Annotated in this window: 19 protein-coding genes; 17 read left to right on the top strand and 2 right to left on the bottom strand. The window is 57.4% G+C overall.

Features of this window, described 5'->3' with window-relative positions; all coding sequences use genetic code 11:
- The 9 genes from V0R37_RS21360 to V0R37_RS21320 all read left to right on the top strand — a co-directional run.
- On the top strand, positions 1-183 hold a 183-nt coding region (locus V0R37_RS21360; RefSeq protein ID WP_420376438.1), incomplete at its 5' end, for a hypothetical protein.
- A 109-nt stretch (positions 184-292) separates the two neighbouring features.
- Positions 293-1,585, top strand: a complete 1,293-nt coding sequence (locus tag V0R37_RS21355) for a HupA family protein (protein WP_420376437.1) — start codon at positions 293-295, stop codon at positions 1,583-1,585.
- A 17-nt stretch (positions 1,586-1,602) separates the two neighbouring features.
- Positions 1,603-3,033: a surface lipoprotein assembly modifier gene (locus V0R37_RS21350; protein ID WP_420376436.1), complete on the top strand. Its 1,431-nt coding sequence runs from the start codon at positions 1,603-1,605 to the stop codon at positions 3,031-3,033.
- Between the two features lie 245 nt (positions 3,034-3,278).
- Entirely contained in the window at positions 3,279-3,578 is a 300-nt protein-coding gene (locus V0R37_RS21345; protein WP_420376435.1) for a hypothetical protein, read from the top strand.
- A 233-nt stretch (positions 3,579-3,811) separates the two neighbouring features.
- Positions 3,812-4,828: a TRAP transporter substrate-binding protein DctP gene (gene dctP / locus V0R37_RS21340; RefSeq protein ID WP_420376434.1), complete on the top strand. Its 1,017-nt coding sequence runs from the start codon at positions 3,812-3,814 to the stop codon at positions 4,826-4,828.
- A gap of 66 nt (positions 4,829-4,894) precedes the next feature.
- Entirely contained in the window at positions 4,895-5,518 is a 624-nt protein-coding gene (locus V0R37_RS21335) for an isochorismatase family protein (RefSeq protein ID WP_420376433.1), read from the top strand.
- Positions 5,519-5,582: 64 nt separating this feature from the next.
- Complete coding sequence (locus V0R37_RS21330; RefSeq protein WP_420376432.1) at positions 5,583-6,083, top strand: TRAP transporter small permease; 501 nt, start codon at positions 5,583-5,585, stop codon at positions 6,081-6,083.
- Positions 6,084-7,376 (top strand): TRAP transporter large permease, encoded by a 1,293-nt coding sequence (locus tag V0R37_RS21325; RefSeq protein WP_420376431.1) that lies wholly within the window; start codon positions 6,084-6,086, stop codon positions 7,374-7,376.
- A gap of 42 nt (positions 7,377-7,418) precedes the next feature.
- Positions 7,419-8,315 (top strand): LysR family transcriptional regulator, encoded by an 897-nt coding sequence (locus V0R37_RS21320; protein ID WP_420376430.1) that lies wholly within the window; start codon positions 7,419-7,421, stop codon positions 8,313-8,315.
- A 15-nt stretch (positions 8,316-8,330) separates the two neighbouring features.
- Here the strand turns inward: V0R37_RS21320 and V0R37_RS21315 are convergent, their stop codons facing one another.
- Positions 8,331-9,989, bottom strand: coding sequence for a thiamine pyrophosphate-dependent enzyme (locus tag V0R37_RS21315; protein ID WP_420376429.1), 1,659 nt, complete (start codon positions 9,987-9,989; stop codon positions 8,331-8,333).
- A 177-nt stretch (positions 9,990-10,166) separates the two neighbouring features.
- Between V0R37_RS21315 and V0R37_RS21310 the strand changes: the two genes are divergently transcribed.
- The 3 genes from V0R37_RS21310 to V0R37_RS21300 all read left to right on the top strand — a co-directional run bounded on the left by V0R37_RS21310 (position 10,167) and on the right by V0R37_RS21300 (position 13,253).
- Positions 10,167-11,108, top strand: coding sequence for a LysR family transcriptional regulator (locus tag V0R37_RS21310; protein WP_420376428.1), 942 nt, complete (start codon positions 10,167-10,169; stop codon positions 11,106-11,108).
- A gap of 148 nt (positions 11,109-11,256) precedes the next feature.
- A complete protein-coding gene (locus tag V0R37_RS21305; RefSeq protein WP_420376427.1) occupies positions 11,257-12,231 on the top strand; it encodes a Bug family tripartite tricarboxylate transporter substrate binding protein in 975 nt (324 codons plus the stop codon).
- Positions 12,232-12,248: 17 nt separating this feature from the next.
- A complete protein-coding gene (locus V0R37_RS21300; protein ID WP_420376426.1) occupies positions 12,249-13,253 on the top strand; it encodes a D-2-hydroxyacid dehydrogenase family protein in 1,005 nt (334 codons plus the stop codon).
- Here V0R37_RS21300 and gcvA read toward each other — a convergent pair.
- Entirely contained in the window at positions 13,210-14,139 is a 930-nt protein-coding gene (gene gcvA / locus V0R37_RS21295; RefSeq protein WP_420376425.1) for a transcriptional regulator GcvA, read from the bottom strand. The two genes, V0R37_RS21300 and gcvA, sit on opposite strands and share 44 nt — an antisense overlap.
- Positions 14,140-14,287: 148 nt before the next feature.
- Here gcvA and V0R37_RS21290 point away from each other — a divergent pair, with 148 nt between their 5' ends.
- Genes V0R37_RS21290 through V0R37_RS21270 form a run of 5 tightly spaced genes read left to right on the top strand, consistent with a single transcriptional unit; the run spans position 14,288 to position 19,810 of the window.
- Entirely contained in the window at positions 14,288-15,289 is a 1,002-nt protein-coding gene (locus tag V0R37_RS21290; protein ID WP_420376424.1) for a Bug family tripartite tricarboxylate transporter substrate binding protein, read from the top strand.
- A 59-nt stretch (positions 15,290-15,348) separates the two neighbouring features.
- On the top strand, positions 15,349-16,995 hold the full coding sequence (locus tag V0R37_RS21285) for an FAD-binding protein (RefSeq protein WP_420376423.1): 1,647 nt from the start codon (positions 15,349-15,351) through the stop codon (positions 16,993-16,995).
- A 25-nt stretch (positions 16,996-17,020) separates the two neighbouring features.
- Positions 17,021-17,797, top strand: coding sequence for an enoyl-CoA hydratase/isomerase family protein (locus V0R37_RS21280; protein ID WP_420376422.1), 777 nt, complete (start codon positions 17,021-17,023; stop codon positions 17,795-17,797).
- 33 nt (positions 17,798-17,830) lie between these two features.
- Positions 17,831-19,033 (top strand): CaiB/BaiF CoA transferase family protein, encoded by a 1,203-nt coding sequence (locus V0R37_RS21275; protein ID WP_420376421.1) that lies wholly within the window; start codon positions 17,831-17,833, stop codon positions 19,031-19,033.
- Positions 19,034-19,090: 57 nt separating this feature from the next.
- Positions 19,091-19,810: a ribonuclease activity regulator RraA gene (locus V0R37_RS21270; RefSeq protein ID WP_420376420.1), complete on the top strand. Its 720-nt coding sequence runs from the start codon at positions 19,091-19,093 to the stop codon at positions 19,808-19,810.
- The last annotated feature ends 5 nt before the right edge of the window (positions 19,811-19,815 follow it).

Genomic DNA, 19,815 nt, shown 5'->3' with positions numbered 1-19,815 from the left:
ATTCGCTCCATTAAGCTCGTTCTTCGCAAAAACAAGTTTAATGAATGCCGCTTGTCCCCCGTTTATGATGGAGAGCCATCACATCGTTTCAACCGCAGCGAAGCCTTATTCGAGAACTTCCCGGCGCTTGCCTTGGATCAGTTTTGGCACCCAATGCAACATCCAAATAATTACGAAAATTGACATTTGTTGCTTGCTCTTACCAGCTTCTCCCCTTAGACTGCAACACATTACAAATGGATAAATTCGCGAGCAAATGTAACTCTAATTAATACGCTCGCCCGGGGACACTGTGAAAACAATATTAAAGTACGCAGCGGCACTGCTTCTATCAAGCATGTGCCTAAGCTTCGCCCATGGTCAGGAGTTAAGCGCTCAGGATAAATTCAACGCGCTTCAAGCGGCGGGCATCTTCGAGGCTGCGGGGAATGGTTCCGCCGATCTCGATCAAGCCATGAATCGCGCCCAGTTTGCGCGGGTCGCCGCGTTGATTATGGGTCTGGATCCGCAAGACAAGCCGCCCGCTGGAACAGCATTTACCGACGTTTCTACTTCAGAGTTGACTGCAGGATATATGGTCGGAATCGTGGGGGAGGCTGATGCTACCTTTTCACCAGACCAAGCGTCCAACGTCAGCTTGGAGCAACTGGCAAAGGTGCTAGTGACGGCGCTGGGGCTCGAAGTGAACACAGACGCGCAGGTGGGAGGGGCAAGCGGCTGGGCACAGGGCTATGTCGCGGCGGCGGTGGCGGCAGGGCTTATTCCACCGTCTGTTGATTACACGCAGCTGGCCATCCGTCAGGATCTGGTTGGCGCGGCCTTTGCGGCGTCGGCCTCCATCCTGGGCGAAGAGACGCTGGACCAGGGCATGGTCGATCCTGATGACGTCAACCCGCAAAACGAAGTGACAAGCCAGGATCTTGTCAGCATGCTGACACCGAACACGGAGCAAGCCGACACGCAAGGCGGCCAAAGCGCGATCGTACCGGGTAAAGATGAACCATATGGCGTGACCGACAATCTTGTTCCCGGTGATCAGATTGCCAATGAAGTGCTTATCGATAAATTGGTACTGCAATCCGTTGCATTGGCAGCTGCCGATTCGCCCAATGCGCCTGATGTACCGGGTGTACCCAGTGCACCCGGTACACCCGATGCGGGCGCGATGTATCCCTACTTCGATGCGGGGTTCATTACACCCGACCTCTCTGTGTTGGGAAACCTGAATGCCACCTACATTGGTCGGGCGGACGGCGCGTTTATCGACGGCGCTGTGGTCGGAGGAGCTTTGACGATGAACGTGGACTTCGCCAACTCCGCATCGTCCGGAGGCATGGATGCCCGGATTCTTTTTGATAATGCGATGGGTTATGTGGACTTCGCGCTCTTCCAGAATGTCGGCGACATCCTTAAAACGGGCACTGTGACGGGGGACTACGGCCCCAGCAACAACATGGATCCCATCGTCGACGGCGACCTGGCAGGCAAGTTCTACGGGCCGAATGCCGAAGAAGTGGGCGGATCATGGGAATTCAATACCGACTCGGGGCGGCCGGCTAACGGCAGCTTCAACGGCAAACGCTAACAGCACCGGCCATTACCATGCAAACCAGACACTGGAACCGGCGCGTCACCGCGTCGCTATCGACGCTTGCGGCGCTCGTCATGTCGGCGACCTTCTCGGCAAGCTTCGCTACCGCTCAAAACGGTGCACAGGCTGCCGCCGCTACCGGCAGTCAATACAAGGCGGCAGCCAAGCGCAATGCCCTGGCGCAACTGATGCTGGAAGAGAACCGGCCCGACGTCGCCTGCCGCATACTAAAAAGTGCAAGCGGCACAACGACGGCAACGGATGCCGATAGCCTGTACCTGCTGGCGCGCTGTTCGCAAGCCTTGGGCAATACCGAAGAGGCCATCGCCTACTACCGCCAGGTGATCGCCTTGCTGCCCAACGCCACGCGGCCTCGCGCTGAGCTGGCCGCCCTGTATATCAAAGCTGGGCAACCGACGCTTGCGGCACCGCTGTTTGCGGACGCAGCCCGCGTAGGCCCGTCCAATGAAGCCTCGCCCATCATGCAGAACCTGGCCGAACGGCTGGGCGCCAACGATCCAGCCGCGCTGATCGCCGGCGCGGCGAGCAAGCCATGGGCCATAGAATTGTTTGCCGGGCTTACCCATGACACCAACATCAATGGCGGCCCCACGTCGGACATCGTTCCCGCAGTGGTGGGTACTACGCCGATACAGTTCCGCCTGGTGCCCGATGCCATGCCCAAGTCGTCCTGGGGCGCCAATACCAGCATTAGCGGCAGCTATGCCCATCGGCTTAGCCCCAGTTTCTCGCTGTTGTTCCAGGGCGGGGCATCGCGCACCGATTATTTCGACAATGCCAATTTCACCAATGACAGCCTGACGCTGGCCACGGCGCTGATCTACCGCAATCGCCTGCATGGCATATCGGCCAGCATACAACCCAGTGTCCGCTATCTGCGTCAGGACAGTCGCCTACAGGAATCGAATACCGGCGTGGTGGGTCGGGTATCCAAGACGATCATGCCCAAGGTAAACCTGACTTTCAGCGGCGGTTATTTCGATCGCAAGGTAAAGGTGGACAGGCGGCGCGATGCGCACGGCGTGCATGCTGGGCTGGGCGTCAACACCCAGCTGATTCCCAATTGGAATTTTGGGGCCGAGTATGTGCTGCAGCGCGAACAAGCGAGTGAGGACGTGTTCTCGCGGCGGATGAATGGTCCGTCGGTGTATGCCGTTTGGCAGCCGCGCCACAACTTGGAATTTATCGCCAACTACCGCTACACCAATGTCACCTACGACCGGGGGATGGCTTTCTTTCCCGACGCTCGCGACGACCGCCAGCACACCGTCGGCTTGACGGCGCTATGGGACGTAAGCCAGTGGGTCGGCCGCAATCTGGTGATTAGAACGCAGTATATGCATGCCCGAAATCGCTCCAACGTGGCGTTCAATGACAATCAGCGAGAGATCTTCATGATGGGCGTGCAGACGCGCTTTTAGCCGGGCCACCAAAATCGCCGGTTTGGCAAGGGTGATCGCATGTACGGATGGCATGCACTCCGATATGCCTGTGAAGCCATTGTAAAAATGATCCCACAACAAAATTGGCCCGGCCGCCTTTTACGAGGCGGTTTTTTTTGATCGCCATATTCCCCGCGAATCAGGAAGCATCTGGTCACAAGCGCATCATGAATACCAGGCGCCGACTATGTACACTTGGCACAATGTACTGATAGGACGATTCTATGAAAATGCGGCAACTGTTAATCACTGGTGCCTTGCTTGCCGCGCCATTCACGGCTGGCGCGGATTCCTGGAAGGACGAAAGCGGCCACGGGTATCGAAGCGAGCGGGAATTCAAAGAGGAATATTGGGATGGGCATTGCAAGGTAAAGCGCGAATACAAGAAAGATGGGGAGTACAAGGAAGAGCGTAAGTGCGAGGCGCCGGAACGCAGGTACTATGAGCGCGAGCCGGTGTATCGATCCGGCAGGCCCGCCATCATTATCGACCCGGTCATCAGAATTGGCGGCGATTGGGATTGACCGCCTGGTCTCATGGCCACAAGAGCAGCCGATATTATTTATGCCGTCGCCGGCGCCTAAAAGCGTATGTCTCGCGATAAATCACGCGGCTGCCATTGCGGAAAATCTATATCCTATTGGAATTATTCTAGTCTTTTAAAGTATTGGATTGTATAGATCAGCCTAAGCATAATCGTCATAGATGGGACTTATCCATAGTTCTACGCAATAAATCCCACCCAAAGAGGTGTCAAATGGAGAAGACAATGATGCGGGCTTTTCAAACGTTAGTAATCGCTTTGGGTCTCGTCGCGGCATCTGGCGCGAGCGCGGCCGAAAAATACGAATTATCAATTTCAACGTATTTGCCACCCTCTTACGAGTACATCTTTAAGCCGCTGGAGTCGTTCGCCAAACGGGCGGAGGAAAAGAGCCAGGGGCGTCTCAAGATCAATATTTTCCACTCGGGCCAGTTGTTCGACGGCTACGAAGAGCTTGCGGCACTGAGCCGCGGCGACATTGATATCACGAACTTTTCGGGTTCATATGCGGGAGGGTCCATTCCCGCGCTCAATATCTTTACTCTGCCTTTCCTTTTGAACGATATGCCGCATTTGCGGCGCGCGGTTGAAAAAGGTTTGCTGGACCTGGGCATCAAGGAAGAGTTGGCCTCTCAACATAACGCAGTGATCCTGGGCGTGGCGCCGTTCGATCCGTACGAACTCTATTCCCGCACTGATCCCGTGCTGAAAGCCGATGATTTCAAAGGAAAAGTGTGGGCCACCACCAGCGCCACCGACGCGCGCGCGGTTCAGCTATTGGGCGGATCGCCCACCGGTATGTCCTCATCCGACCTCTACCTTTCCTTTGATCGCGGTGTCATCAATGCCACGCCGCGGCCCCTGATTACCGGCATGGGTCGCAGCCTGTATGAAGTGGTTAAACACTTGTCGCTGGTCAATCTGGCGGTAGATACTTCTATTCTCGTCATCAATAAATCGAAATTCGACGCATTGCCGAAGGACCTTCAGGACATCCTGGTGGAAAGCGCCAAGGAGCGTGATGCTGACCAGTTCCGCCGCGTAGACGAATACGTCAAGGTTGCGCTCAAGAAGTTTGAAGACAACGGCATGAAGATCCATCGCATTTCGCCTGAAGCACGCGAAGAGATGAAGGCGAAGACGTCACAAGCCATTACCGAATGGGCCGCTCAGGTGCCAAATGGCCAGGCGTATCTCAAAATGGTGGCGGAAACCGCAAGTCCCAATTAAGAAATAGATCGTCTGTTGTTTCCGGCACGGCCCGCGCGCCGTGCGTCTGACAAGGTAGGCCTGACCATGCAAAAAGACACTGCAAATTCCGCAGGGGGGTTCTACGGGTCGTTGAGTTTCGGCTCACGTCCTGTGCTCCTCGTTGTTGATTTTCAACGGGGTTTCACGGAACCGGGCTTGACGCCGCTAGCAGCCAATTGCGACCAACCCATTGAATCGTTGAATGTGCTGATCCGCGCGTTTCGGGGCAAAGGGCCCATCATCCATACGGTGGTGGCATATCGTAATGCCAGGATCGAGGCAGGGCCTTTCCTGATGAAATGTCCTGCGTTGGCCACGCTGGATGATGGAAGCGCGGCGTGTGAAATTGATCCACGCATCGACTTCGACCCGGAAAATGACCTCATCATCAAGAAAACGCAGGCCTCGGCTTTCCATGGCACCAGTCTGGCAAGCCTGCTGAGCGCCCATCGGTGCGATTCCCTCATTGTTACTGGTTGTACCACGAGCGGCTGCGTAAGAGCCAGCGTGGTGGATGCCATGCAGAACGGATTCTCTCCGTTTGTTCCGGCGGATTGTGTCGCCGATCGCTCCAAGGCGCAGCATGACAGCAATTTGGTGGATATGGCGTCCAAGTATGCCCAGGTCTGTACGTCGTCAGAGTTGTTCGGGCTTTTGAAATCGGCATAAAGGCCTTCCGTTCTTTATTTCTATATGTCCCGGGGATGTCATCTTCCGGGGCTTGGAGTAATGCATGAGTATTTCAAGAGTCCCTGTCGTAATCAGCAGGGCGGCGGTGCATATCGCCGAAATTTTGCTTGTAGCGCTGACTGGCATAACGGTTTATGCCGCGATTGCCCGCTATTTGTTCAATTCGCCCAGCCTGTACGCCGTGGAAGTGAGCACCTATCTGCTGGTAGCTATTGCCTGGCTTTCGATTGGTTGGGTGCACTACGAAGACCGCCATGTATCGGTGGAGTTCGCCCAGGCGAAGCTGACTGGCAAGGCAAAAAAAATCGCGCATTGGATCAGCCAGGCCACGGTCCTGTTGTTCTCCTTGGTGCTGGTCTGGGCCGGCTGCAATGTAGTCCAGACGGCGATCGAGAAGGCGTATAAGTCGCCCTCGTTGCTAAAGGTGCCATTGTGGATTCCCTATAGTTTCATCCCCATAGGAGCCGCGTTGCTGGCATTGATAGCCCTAACCAAGTTTCGGGTCAAACCCACACCGCCCTCTGACGTGGAAAGGGAGATCTGATTGGACTCGACAACTATTTTCACGCTGATTCTATTGATGTTCGGGGGCCTCATGGCTGTAGGCACTCCGATTTTTGCGGCGTTAGGGGTCGCCAGCCTCCTGGGTATGTTCATGCAAGGAGGCATGAATGCACTGAATGTCATTCCGTCCATATTGCATCGCGGCCTGGCAAGCTATTCTTTGATCTGTATTCCGCTCTTTATCTTGATGGGCGAGGTCATGGCTCGCACGAGTATCGGTGGAAAGCTCTATAACCTGTTCTATGTATGGCTGAATCGCTTGCCCGGCGGGTTGGCTATTGCCAGCGTGGGCAGCTCGGCGGTTTTTGGCGCCATGAGCGGCGTAAGCGTGGCGGGCGCCGCCACCATTGGGAGGTTCGCCATCCCGGAAATGCTGAAGCGGAATTACGACCCTGGTTTGGCGGGCGGATCGGTAGCGGCGGCAGGCTCGCTGGCCTTGCTGATTCCGCCAAGCATCGGCTTCGTGCTTTACGGCGAGATGGCGGATCAATCCATCGGCAAGCTTTTTACCGCCGCCATTTTCCCCGGATTGCTGTTGACCGGACTGATGATGGCCTATCTGTATGTGCTTATCAAGTTCAAGCCTCATATGGCGCCGCGCGAAGCTAACCGGATATCCTTCGCAGAACGCTGGGCAGCATTGAAATATATTTGGCCGGCTTGCCTCATGATTCTTGCCGTCCTGGGCACTATTTACTTTGGCATCGCCACGCCTACGGAAGCATCCGGCATTGGCGCGCTGGGCGCCTTCCTCATTGCAGGCTTCATGCGCGAATTGAACGTGAAGCTGGTGATCCAGATCCTGCGCTCAACTATCGTTACGTCGGGCATGATCCTCCTTATACTGGTGGCCGCCTTGCTTTTTGGGTACATCATGACACGCTTGATGATTCCCCAAAGAATCGTTGGCCTGGTCGGTGAACTCAATCAGCCTGGCTGGGTGACATTCGCGATATCCCTGTTGTTCCTGATCACCATCGGCATGTTTCTGGACATTGTTTCAGTCATCTTGATCACCACGCCGATCTTGCTGCCGATCATCGTTGCGGCAGGCTATGACCCCATCTGGTTTGGCGTCATCATGATCATCGCGTGTGAAATGGCCGTGATCACGCCGCCAGTGGGTTTGAACTTGTATGTGATCAAAGGCATAGCGCCGCAGATCACATTGGGGGAAATCATTCGTGGCGCCTTGCCTTTCGTGCTGGTACAGCTGCTTTGTATCGTCATTCTTTCGATGTTCCCCGCCATTGCGCTCTGGCTGGTCCGATAGTAAAACATGGCGGTTTTGTCGCGTCCGCGGGAGAGCCGTGCCTTGAATATCAATCAGCTGAAGTATTTTGTGGCCTTGGCCGAAGAACTAAGCTTCACCCGGGCGGCGCGGCGGCTTCACATTTCGCAGCCGCCGCTCAGTAAGCAGATAGCCTTGCTTGAAGAGGAGCTGGCGGTACGGCTCTTCAATCGGACGAGCCGTCGTGTGGAACTGACCGAAGCCGGCCGCATTTATCTCTATGAGGTCAAAGCCATCCTGGCTAGACTGAGCCGTGCCACGGCAAGAGCTCGATCCATCGAACAAGGAATGGAAGGCATCATCGAGGTCGGCCTTTCGGGTTCGCATTTTCTGGGACCTGTGCCGCAGTTGATCGCTCAGTGCAACATGCTGGCCCCGGGGATACACCTGGTGCTAAACGAAATGCGGCCAAGCGACCAGGTCCAGGCCTTGCTGGATCGCACGATCGACATCAGCATTGGCCGTTCCCGTACGGCGGACAGTCTGCTGAAAAGCTTTCTTCTATGGGAAGATCCCCCCGTCCTAGCCATGCTGGCGTCGCATCCGTTGGCTGAACGAAGTCAGCTTCAAATGGAAGACCTGGTCGGCCAACGCCTGGTCCTGCTCGAGCGGGATAGCTCATCGTTTGCGGCAAGCTTTCATTTGCTTTGTACGCAGGTCGGGATTGATCTTCGACGCTCACAGGTCGTGGAAGAGGTGCCCGCGCAGCTTTATCTCGTGGAGGCGGGTCTGGGCATTGCCGTGGTGCCCATATCAGCAACGCGTCGCGTCACAGGATTGATTACGCGGCCTCTCAATAACATACCGCTCAGCACCGACGTCTACGCTTTGGTGCGACAAGACAATACCAAAACAGCGATTTGGACTTTTATTGAACTGGCCCGGAAATTTCGAAATCCTACGCCGCCGTCAGCCGGATGAAGCGCAAGCCTCGCGCTACCCAGACAGCACCGCGGCCAGATCGGTCTTGACCTCGATGAACACGGGCTCGTCGGCCGCCAAGCCATCGGCGATCATCGTGTCGATGTCCTCGGTGCTATCAAGATGCAGGGTCCGCATCCCGAAAGCCTGCGCCATCTGGCAAAAGTCGGGGTTGAACAGTGATGTGCCGCTTACCCGGCCGGGATATTCACGTTCTTGATTGATTCTTATCGATGCATAGCAATTGTTGTTCGACAATATGAACAGAATCGGCAGTCGGTGTTGTACGGCCGCGATCATTTCGTTGCCCGTCATCATGAAGCCTCCATCGCCCACAAGACAGATGGTTTTGGCGTTCCGGTACCGCAAGGCATGCGCCACGGCGCTTGGCGTGCCATATCCCATGGCGCCGGACAAGGGCGAAAGCAGGCGCTGCTGTGCGCGGAATTTGAAATGGCGGTATACCGGCGCGGCGAATGTGCCCGCGTCCAGGCAAATTACGGCATCATCGGGCGCTTGATCGGACAGGCTGCGTACGACTCTACTGAAATCCAGCCCTTCGGCGGTGGGGCGGTTGGGCCACGATGCGTGCCGGGCATGCGCCTTCGCCAGCTTGTCGATCCATTGCCGGCGTTCCTGCGGATGGGCTAGCGCCGACGCGGTCGATAGCGCCTTTGCCAGTTCCACGGGGCTGCACACCAGGCCGTGATCGGCGGCATAGTGCAGCCCTACGATGTGGTCGTCCGGATAGCAGTGAACCAATGTTTGTTGCGGGCGAGGCAGGGATGGGAATGTATACCCCTGGGTGGGGATGTCTCCCAGGCGCGTTCCCAAGGCGAGAATCAGATCGCTTTGCCGGAACGCCTCCATTTGATCCGCCGAAGGCGCCAAGCCCAGCTCGCCGGCGTATAGCGGCAATGTGGCCGGATAGACATCGTGCCGGCGAAACGAGACGGCGACGGGAATATTCCATTCTTCGGCAAAGGTCTTGAGCGCTTCGCGTCCGCCGGGCGCCTCGAACATACCGCCCGCAATGATCAGGGGCCGGCGAGCTTGCCGCAGCTGTTCGCGCAAGGCCTGCAAGACGGCGTCGGCAGGTAGTGATTGGGCGTGCGGCGTATAAATCCACTTCGGCTGTGGCGCCTCTTGCTGCTGTATGTCTTCAGGTATCACGATCACCACGGGACCGGGCGTGCCCGAACTTGCCAATCGGATGGCCTTGAAGGCGGCTTCGGCCAGTTGCTGCGGATCAGTCGGCTCGCATACCCATTTCGCAATGGAGCCGAACATGCCGTGATAATCGATTTCCTGGAATGCTTCTTTGCGCAGGTCGCGCTTGGGAATCTGCCCGACCAGCAATATCATCGGCACGGCATCCTGCTGCGCGGTGTGGACCGCGATTGCGGCATTGCTCGCGCCGGGTCCCCGGCTGACCATGGCCACGCCCGGCCTGCCCGTCAGGCGGCCGTCGGCAACGGCCATATAGCCGGCGCCGCTTTCATGCCGGCAAACGACGGGATCGATGGATGGAAAGTCGATGAGCGCATCCAGTACCCCCAGATAGCTTTCGCCGGGCACCAAAAAGACCCTGTCGATGCCGTTGGCGGCGAATATGCCGAGCAGGGCGTGGGCCGAAGTCGGATTGGCGGAGGGGTGGCTGGTTGGAAGAGTCATGTCATGCATAGTCTGAAAGTGGCGAAAGCCGCATAGTGATTCAAGCATTGTGAGCAAGACCAGCTATGCCGGCAATGGTGGTGCTGGTATAGCAGCTATACTTTTTCGGCGTGCCTTGTCGTTGTATAAGTGGCTATTTCCGACAATAGCGGCAAGCACTCTTTCGAAAGGTGGCATGTGGATCTGAAGCGTCTTGAATATTTCCTTTTGGTCGCCGACCACGGCAGTTTCTCGCGCGCGTCCAGCATCATCGGCGTGGCGCAGCCCGCCCTGGGACGCCAGGTGCAGCGGCTCGAAGAGGATTGCGGCGCCAAGCTGTTCTACCGCCACGGCCGCGGCGTGACGCTTACGCCGGAAGGCGAGCTGTTCGCGGAGCGAATCCGGCCTTTGTTGAAACAGCTTGCCGAAGCCGCGGATGGCTTGGGCGCCGCCGAACGGCCTCTTTGCGGCTCGATCACGGTGGGGTTGACGCCGACGGTGATGTCCCTGATCGGCTTGCCGCTGTTGCAAAAACTGCGTTCGATTGCTCCCGGAATACGGTTGAACTTTCTGACCGGCTATAGCGGCTACGTGCATGAGTGGATGGTCGATGGCCGATTGGATATTGCCATCTTGCATGATGCCAGGCGGTCGCAGCATATCGCGGTCGATCCCCTCGCAACGGCGCGCCTGTTCCTGGTGTCGCACCCACGGCTGATCGCCGAGGCTGGCCTGGAAGGACGCGAGAGCGTTTCCCTGGCGGAGCTTGAAGGACTTCCGATGGCATTGCCCAGCCGGTCTCACGGGCTGCGGCGCACTCTGGACCAGGGCATGAACAAGGTAAAGGGAACGTTCGATGTCCAGTACGAGCTTGATACGCTAACTCTGATGAAAGAGGTGGTGTTGGCCGGTATTGCACATACCGTGCTGGCCATGCCCGCCGTCGCCGTCGAGGTCAAGTCGGGAACCTTGAAGGCTACGCGCCTTGTCTCTCCCAAGCTGGAGACTCGGTTGATGATCACTACCTCTTTGAATCGGCCGCTTACCCGTGAAGGCCGGGCTGTGCTTGCGCAGATTCGGCCTGTATTGCACGAGGCGGCACGCCTGGCTCCCGTGCCTTTGCACCTGGATGTCCATTGAATCGCGCCGATATGGCTAGGCCATGAAAGCATAGCTGATACAAGAGAAAAGCCATAGAAGACTGGCTTGATGCGCGGGCATAATCGCCAGAAGGTTCCGGTATGAATAGCCGAGAGCTTATGCCAACAATACATATGGGGAGACACCAATGTTCAAGAAGATGTTGAGCACAATGGCGGGTGGCCTGGTCCTGGCCACCGCAATGAGCGCGCACGCAGCCGACGATTTTCCGAATCGGCCCATTACACTGATCATCCCGGTCGCGGCCGGCGGCACAACGGACATCGCCGGCCGCGCATTGGCCAAGCAATTGAAGGATGAACTTGGCCAGACTGTGGTCGTGGAGAACCGTCCTGGCGCAAGCGGCGGCATCGCGAATGCCTACGTGGCGCGTTCCAAACCCGACGGCTACACGCTGGTGCTTTCATACGAAGGCTTCCACACCGGAAATCCGGTGCTGATGAAGGATCTGACCTGGGATCCGATAAAGGATTTCACCCCAATCGCCGAAGTCATCCGCGGCCCGCACCTGATTCTTGTGCCGGCCGACTCCCCGGCCAAGACCTTGCAGGAGTTCATCGACAGGGCCAAGAAGAACCCAGGCGCCATGAATTTCGCATCATCCGGCGTGGGGTCCATCCAGCACCTGGGCGGCGAGCTCTTCCAGCTCCAGACCGGGGTCGATATGGTGCACGTTCCCTATAGCGGCGCGGCGCCAGCCATGCAGGACTTGCTGGCGGGCCGCATCAATATGTTCATCACCACACCGCCCACGGCCATCCCCCATGTCGAGGCGGGCAAACTGCGCGCATTGGCCATTACCAGCGCCCAACGGCACCCCAAGCTGCCGAATATTCCGACCACCGCCGAGGCGGGCCTGCCGGAATTTCAGCTTGAGGCCTGGTTCTCGGTTTTCGGCCCCGCCGATATGCCGGACGATGTCGTGCAGAAGCTGGCGACCGCCATGAAGAATGTGATCACCTCTGATGAGTTCAAAGCGCAAATGAATGCGCAAGGATCCAATGCAAGCTACCGCTCACCGGCCGAATTGGCGCGGATCGTCAAGGACGACCTGGCGAAATGGACTAAAGTGGTAAAAACGGCTGGCATTACCGCGAATTAGGAAAGGTATGGGTCTTCATGAATAACTCCCGCGTGATCATTGCGATTCTCGATGACTATCAGAAGCTCGTCCCGGAGCTTGAGGCATTCAGCCGCCTGAAACAGCACCTGCCCGGGGCCGACATCCGCATCATCGATAGCATGCCGCTTGGGGCTGCTCAGATCCATCTGCTGGCCGATGTCCAGTACCTGGTATTGATACGGGAACGCAGCCGTATCACCGCCGGCTTGCTGGACAAGCTGCCGTCACTCAAGGCCATCGTTCAAACCGGCACGGCGGGAGCGCCAGAGACATCCCATATCGACCAGGCCGCTTGCGCGGCGCTCGGCATTCCCATAATTGAAGGTGGCGGAAGCGACGGCCATTCGGCGGCGGAGATCACCTGGGCCTTGATCCTTAATGCAAGGCGCCGCGTGCCTGAATACATGGCCAGCATGGCGCGGGGCCAATGGCATAAGACCAATCCGCCCGTCGGCATAGGGCAGTCCGTGCAGGGCCAGACATTGGGCATACTGGGTTATGGCCGCATAGGGCGCCTGCTTGCGCAATATGGCCAGGCCTTCGGCATGCGGATTCTGGTATGGGGCCGGGAACAAACTCGGACCGCCGCGCGCGAGACAGGCGTGGAACTGGCTGAAAGCCGCGAAGCTCTTTTCAGGCGCAGCGATGTGCTGACCTTGCATATGCGGATGAACGAGACGTCCCGCCATTCGGTAAGGCGTAGTGATCTGGCGCTTATGAAGCCGACCGCGCTATTGGTCAATACCAGCCGGCCGGGTCTGATCGAACCCGGCGCGCTGCGGGAAGCCTTGGCGATGGGCAGGCCCGGCGCCGCGGCGCTGGACGTGCACGACGACGAACCTGTTCTGGCTTCCAACGGGCCCTACGATGGCCTTAATGTCACGGCGACGCCCCATATCGGCTTTGTGGAAAAAAGCAGTTACGAGGTGTTGTTTGGGGCGGCCTTTGAACGCTTTCTCATGTTTCTTGAGCAGGGAGCGCAGGCCGGCCCTCAAGGCTAGTCTCGGCTTCGCTGATCAACCAGCGACGGAACTGTTCCAGCCTGGGATCATTCCGTTTCGATGGCGGATAAACCAGACAATAAGAATCGCCGCTGTAGAACGGTGTAGGCAATGGCACAACAAGGCGGCCATTCGCAATGTCGTCTTCCACCAGCAGGCGAGGCACTAGCCCGATACCCAGATGCGCGATAGCGGCTTGCGCAATCATATAGAAATGTTCGAATCTTGGACCGGCTCCGGCATCCAGGCCGTTTACTCCCATGGCCTCGAACCAATCCCGCCATTTCCTTGGGCGCCTCGTTTGCTGCAGCAGGACATGCTCCTTCAAGTCGACGGGAGAGGCAATACGGGGATGCTGTTCAAGATACGTGGGAGAACAGACAGCAACCAAATCATGGCCCACCAGCGATTCCGAGAGAACATTCGCCCAGTCGTTGGAGCCGTAGTGGAAGGCTGCGTCGAAATCATCGCGCTCGAGATCGAACGGCACATCCCGCGTTGACAGGTTGATGACTATGCCCGGATGGGCGTCGTTGAAGCGTGCCAGCCGGGGAATCAGCCATTTGGTTGCGAATGCGGGGGCGGTGGCGATTCTTAACGCGCCGCCGCGCCCTTTGTGAGCCAGCAGCGTTACCGTGGCCTCTTGTATCTGGCCGAGGGCGGCCCTTACCGCCTCGGCGTACTGCTGTCCCGCGTCGGTCAAAATCAGCCGTTGCCGTACCCTTTGAAAAAGAAGCAGGCCCAGAGATTCTTCCATCAGCGCGATTTGCCTGCTGACGGCGCTTTGGGTCAGGTGCAGCTCCGCCGCCGCCTTTGTGAAACTCATGTGCCTTGCCGAAGCTTCAAAGGCTCGCAGCGATGAAATCGATGGTATATGCCAGGACATTTCGAAAGTTTATGACTTTAACTCATGAATGTCCAAGTTTTTATCGTTTGGCGGCTTGTAAGGCAGACCTTTAGAATGTTGCCAACGGCAAGGCATGGCATACAAATTTGCTGCCGTCGAGACCAACAACAATATAGGAGATAAACTCATGACTTTCGCAGGATTCTTTGGGGCGTGGCCTCGTTTTTCCCTGTTGGGCCTTGCCGCGTGTTTCGCTTCAGCGGCTGCCAGCGTGGTCGCAGCTCAATCCACATACCCGAACAAACCAATTACCATTGTTGTTCCTTTTTCACCAGGCGGCGGCACCGACGCCATGGCTCGCGCGGTGGGCGCCAGGCTTCAGGAGCAAATGGGCACTCCGGTGGTTGTGGACAATCGGCCTGGTGCCGGGGGCACCATTGGCGCCGCATTTGCGGCAAATTCGGCTCCCGATGGCTATACGCTGTTGATCTTGAATCTTGTTCCGCACACATCGTCCAAAGGTCTGTATAAAAACCTTCCCTTCGATCCGGTAAAGAGCTTCAACGCGCTTGGGCTTGTTGGAGACACGCCTTATGTGATCGCCGTCAACCCGAGCGTGAAGGCTAAAACGCTTGAGGAGTTCGTGGCTCTTGCCAAGGCGAAGCCGAATAGCCTGAACTATGGATCGTCCGGCGTTGGCGGGGTCAGCCATCTGAGCACGGAGCTGTTCCTGAGCACAGCGGATATAAAGCTTACGCACGTTCCGTATAAGGGCGATGGTCCCGTGGTGACCGATTTGATAGGCGGTCAGATCGATGTGACTTTCGGAAATGTGCTGGCTCTTCTTCCCCATATACGCGCCGGCAAATTGCGTGCGCTCGCGGTGACGGGCGACACACGCTCGTCAACGATGCCGGATGTGCCCACAGTCAAGGAATCGGGTTATCCGGACTACGTGGTCGTGGGCCAGTTCGGTTTTGCCGTTCCCGTCGGGACACCTGAGGCGATCATACAGAAATTGAATCATGAGCTGGTGGAGGCGGTGAAATCGCCAGAGATCAAGGAGACATTCTCCAAGCAGGGAGTCACCAGCCGCAGCTCCACGCCCGCGGGAATGCAGGAAATGATGGTCGGCGCGCAAAAGAAATGGATGAAGATCATCCAGGACGTGGGCATAGACCCGAACTAGCCTGCCCTGTCTGTGGGTGCTTGACCAGCACAAGACTAATTTGAGAACGAGGATGGGTGATGGCTGCTTCGATAGAAACAGTTGATACGGATGTACTGGTGCTGGGCGGCGGGCTGGCCGGTTATAGAGCCGCCAACGCCGCCAGGCGCTCAGGCGCCAAGGTGGTCATCGCTTACCAGGCCAAGGGCGCTTCGCAGCATATTATCGGTTTCAATGTTCCACGAGAGGGCGCGGATTCACCCGATTCGATTGAGGCGTATGCGCGCGATACCATCGAAGGCGGCTATGGCATAAACGACAGGCGGCTGGTTGAGGTCATGGCAGGCAATGCCGCCGCGGCTTTGCGCGACCTGATCGAAATCGGTGTGCCGCTGCAGTTCGATGGGGGCGTCATAGCACGCCGGCATTTATCCGGAAACACATTTGCCCGCTCGGTCTATCATCCTAACGGCATCGGGCGGCTTGCCGTGAGCCGCCTGGTCGAGTTGTCCGACGAACAGGGGATACAAAAGCTTGCGGGCTGGAAAGCGATAAGTCTTCTTCAACACGCCTCCTCTGTGGTTGGCGCCTTGCTTTGCCGCAGGGACGGGACGCGTATGGTGGCTGTGCGGGCGGCGTCTACCGTGCTGGCGATGGGAGGGGTGGGGGCCATATATGGAAACAGCACCTATCCCCCCGACATTACCGCCGATTCATACGCTTTTGCGCTCGACAGCGGGGCGACGCTGATAGATATGGAATTCGTCCAGTTTGAGCCGACGGTCATTGTGGAGCCCGGCCCATGCTGTGGCATGGAGATGCCTACGGCCATGTTTGCCGACGGCGCCACCTTGCGAAACAGGCTGGGGCAGCGCTTCATGCTGGAACACAACCCCGGGCACGGTGAAATGCAGATAGAGAAAGCCAAGATTGCACTGGCCATCCAGTCTGAGGTCAGCGCGGGAAGGGCGGAAAAAGAGGGCACTGTCCTTTTTGATACGTCCAATATTCCGCCATCACGCCTGGAAAGCTACATCGCTCATTGCAAGCGGTTAAGGCTCGCGGGCATCGATCCCGGCCGGGGTCCCATATGGGTAAAACCGGCTGCGCACAGCCATATGGGCGGCATACGGATCGACGCGAATTGCCATACCGGAATCCAGGGATTGTATGCGGCCGGAGAGGCCAGCGGCGGTGTGCACGGGGCAAGCCGGATAGCCGGCAATGGCGGAAGCGATGCCATAATTTTCGGTGGGATCGCTGGCGCGGCGGCGGCCTCCGGCCGCAGGAAGCTGAGTGGACTGCCTTGGGCCGGTATTGTTGCGAGCGCGATGGAGAAGCTGACCAGCTTGCCGGATCGGGCCGATGGCCCTCGGCCGGAAGATATCAAGAATGCTGTGCGGCAAACGATGCTTGATCATGCCGGCATTGTACGTACGGAACGCGATCTGCTTAGCGCCTTGGAAGATTTGCGCATCCTGCATGATGAGTTGCGCGCGGGCTTGTGCCTGGACAAGCCCGCGGATCGGGTAAAGGCGCTGGAGGCCATCAGTTTTATCATGGCGGCAAAGGCGGTTAGCCGCTCTTGCCTGGAAAGAACGGAAAGCAGGGGAGCGCACTGGAGGGATGATTACCCGATCCGCGACGACCGCAATTGGATGTGCCACGTCAGCGTGCGTAAAACTCAAACCGGCGAGCTTGAGATCGGCCGTTGCGGTATTGAATGAATCTTGAGACTAAAGGAGGGATGCCATGACGGTGCTGATATACGAGAAAATTGACAAAGCGGTGATGCTGACGCTGAACAGGCCGGAATCGATGAATGCCTTGTCGCACGAGTTGGTAGACAGGCTGATCGACGCGGTAAAAGAGGCGTCCGAGGACCGCGACTGCCGCTCTGTCATCTTGACAGGCGCGGGTGAAAAAGCATTTTGCGCAGGCACGGACCTGAAAGAGCGTCGGACGCTTTCGCCCGAGGAGAAGTGGGCGCAAAGTCGAGGAGGCTGGAAGCTGAATCAGGCTTTGTTCAACTCTCCGAAAGCGGTTATTGCTGCGATCGGGGGATGGTGCCTTGGAGGAGGGTTCGAGCTTGCCTTGTATTGCGATACCCGTATTGCCGCGGATGATGCGCGCTTCGGCTGGCCCGAGATGACCCTGGGCGCTTATCCAGGCAGTGGCGCTGCCTTGATGTTGCCGCGTATCGTGGGGCCGGCCCGGGCCAAGCAATTGTTTTTTACAGCGCGCCGCATTGATGCGCATGAGGCCTATCGTATAGGACTGGTCGAGCGTGTCGTCTCACGACCCGCTCTTCTTGATGCAGCGCTGGAGTTTGCCAGGGAAGTCGAGAAAACCAGTCCCTTGGGGCTGGCCGCCGTGAAGCGGTCCATCAATGAGGGCGGCGACCTGCCTTTGGACGAAGCCGCCAAGCTGGACCAGATGCTTCGCCAGCCCCTTGAGGGCACTCATGATTATGAGGAAGGCATTCGGGCCCACTTCGAGAAGCGTAAACCGGTTTTTATCGGCAGCTAAGAACATGCATGTAAAGGAACTGGAACTCCAACCATGAAGTCAACCAACAAACCACTCACAGGGATACGCGTAGCGGATTTTACGCGGATACTGGCAGGCCCCTATTGCGCTCAACTGCTCGGTGATCTTGGCGCCGAGATCGTCAAGGTGGAAATCCCCCGAGAGGGGGATCCCTTGCGTACGCAAGGGCCTCCATTTCATGAGGGTAACGGGCTGACCTACTATGCCGCTAATCGCAACAAGCGATCGATCGCTCTGGATATGCAGACCGATCGCGGCAAAGCCATTGCACGTGAACTATGTCTAAAGGCGGATGTGGTGCTGGAAAATTTCCGCCCAGGAGTCATGCAAAGACTGGGGCTGGACTATGACAGCCTGGCCGCGGACAACCCCCGCCTTATCTACGCCAGCATGTCGGGGTTCGGCGCGGACGGACCCGACAGCATGAAGGGGGCCTTCGATCTGACGATACAGGCTATTGGCGGCTACATGAATATCACCGGTGAGCGAGGCGGTGCGCCAATAAAAATGGGAACCTCGGCGTTCGACATCATCACCGGAACCAATTGCTATGCGGCTGTACTGGCCGCGCTGCTGCAGCGCACCGTTTCCGGAACGGGCCAAAGAATCGAGACGAGCCTGCTTGAGTCCGAGGTGGCTTTTCTTGCGAATGCCGCGCTCGAATACTTGATTCTGGGAAAAGAGCCCGAGAAATGGGGATCCGAACATGCCCAGCAAGTGCCCTACAAGGCATTTCGTTCATTAGATGGCTGGATCGTGATCGGGGCGGGCTTTTCCAACTTGTTTGCAGAGCTGTGCAAGGTGCTGAAGCGCCAAGACCTGATCTCCGATCCGCGCTTCATTGAGCTGCAGGACCGGGTCAACAACCGGGATGAGCTCTATACGATTCTTGATGCGGAAATAGCCCGGCATCGAACCGAGGAACTGGCAGCCAAGCTGGACGAAGCGAAAGTTCCATGCTCCGTGGTAAACAACATGCAGGGTGTTTTTTCGCATCCGCAAGTGCGGCATCGACAGATGGAACAGCGTCTGCATCACGAAAAATATGGCGAAATTCCAACCTTGGGTCCAGCCGTGAAATTCTCGGCGTTCGATATAACAGAAGGCTGGTCCGCACCGCCGGTCCTGGGTGAGCATACTCAAGAAATTCTGCATGAATGGCTTGGATATGCCGCGGAGCAGGTGGCTGATCTTCGCGATGCGGGGATCGTCTAAGCGCTTCGCCAACCGTTTTATCCCTCCAGATTTTGCTACTTTCCATGGACTACACCGATGACCAAACTTGATGACAGCACGCGGCAGAAATTGAAGCGCGTCAGCACCGCGACATTATGCACAGCCCTTTTTAAGCGCGGCTTGCGTAACCAATTTATCCAGGATGTTCGACCTCTCAATACGCAACTTGAGAACATGGTGGGGGAAGCCTTCACTTTGCGCTACATTCCTGCCCGGGAAGACTTGAACCCGCTTGCGGTATTTCGCGACCGATCCCATCCTCAGCGCCTGGCTGTCGAGCAGTGTCCGGAGGGGGCCGTACTTGTCATAGATAGTCGAAAGGATCCCAGGGCCGCTTCCGCAGGGTCGATTCTGGTATCGCGGCTGATGATGCGCAAGGTTGCCGGTGTTGTGACCGATGGAGGGTTTCGCGATTCGCCCGAGATCGCCCGCCTATCGATTCCTGCTTATCATAATCGGCCATCGGCACCGACCAATTTGACGCTGCATCAAGCTATTGCTCTCAACGATCCAATTGGCTGCGGAGACGTGGCGGTCTTTCCTGGCGACGTCGTGGTGGGAGACGCGGAAGGGGTGGTTGTCATTCCGGCGCACCTGGCCGGGGAGATTGCATCGGAGGCGGCCGAGATGACGGTCTTTGAGGATTTCGTTACCGAGCAAGTCCTGAACGGAGAGTCGATTCTTGGTTTGTATCCGGCCACAGAGCCGGCAACAGAGACGAAATTCAGCCAGTGGCGAGAAGCGGCGGGGCGGTAGCTCCC

Origin of the sequence: Pollutimonas rozaliensis, assembly GCF_048751585.1 — a bacterium.
Taxonomy (GTDB): Bacteria; Pseudomonadota; Gammaproteobacteria; order Burkholderiales; family Burkholderiaceae_B.
Note: the sequence above shows the minus strand (reverse complement) of the source record. Positions and strands in the feature narration are given on the sequence as shown.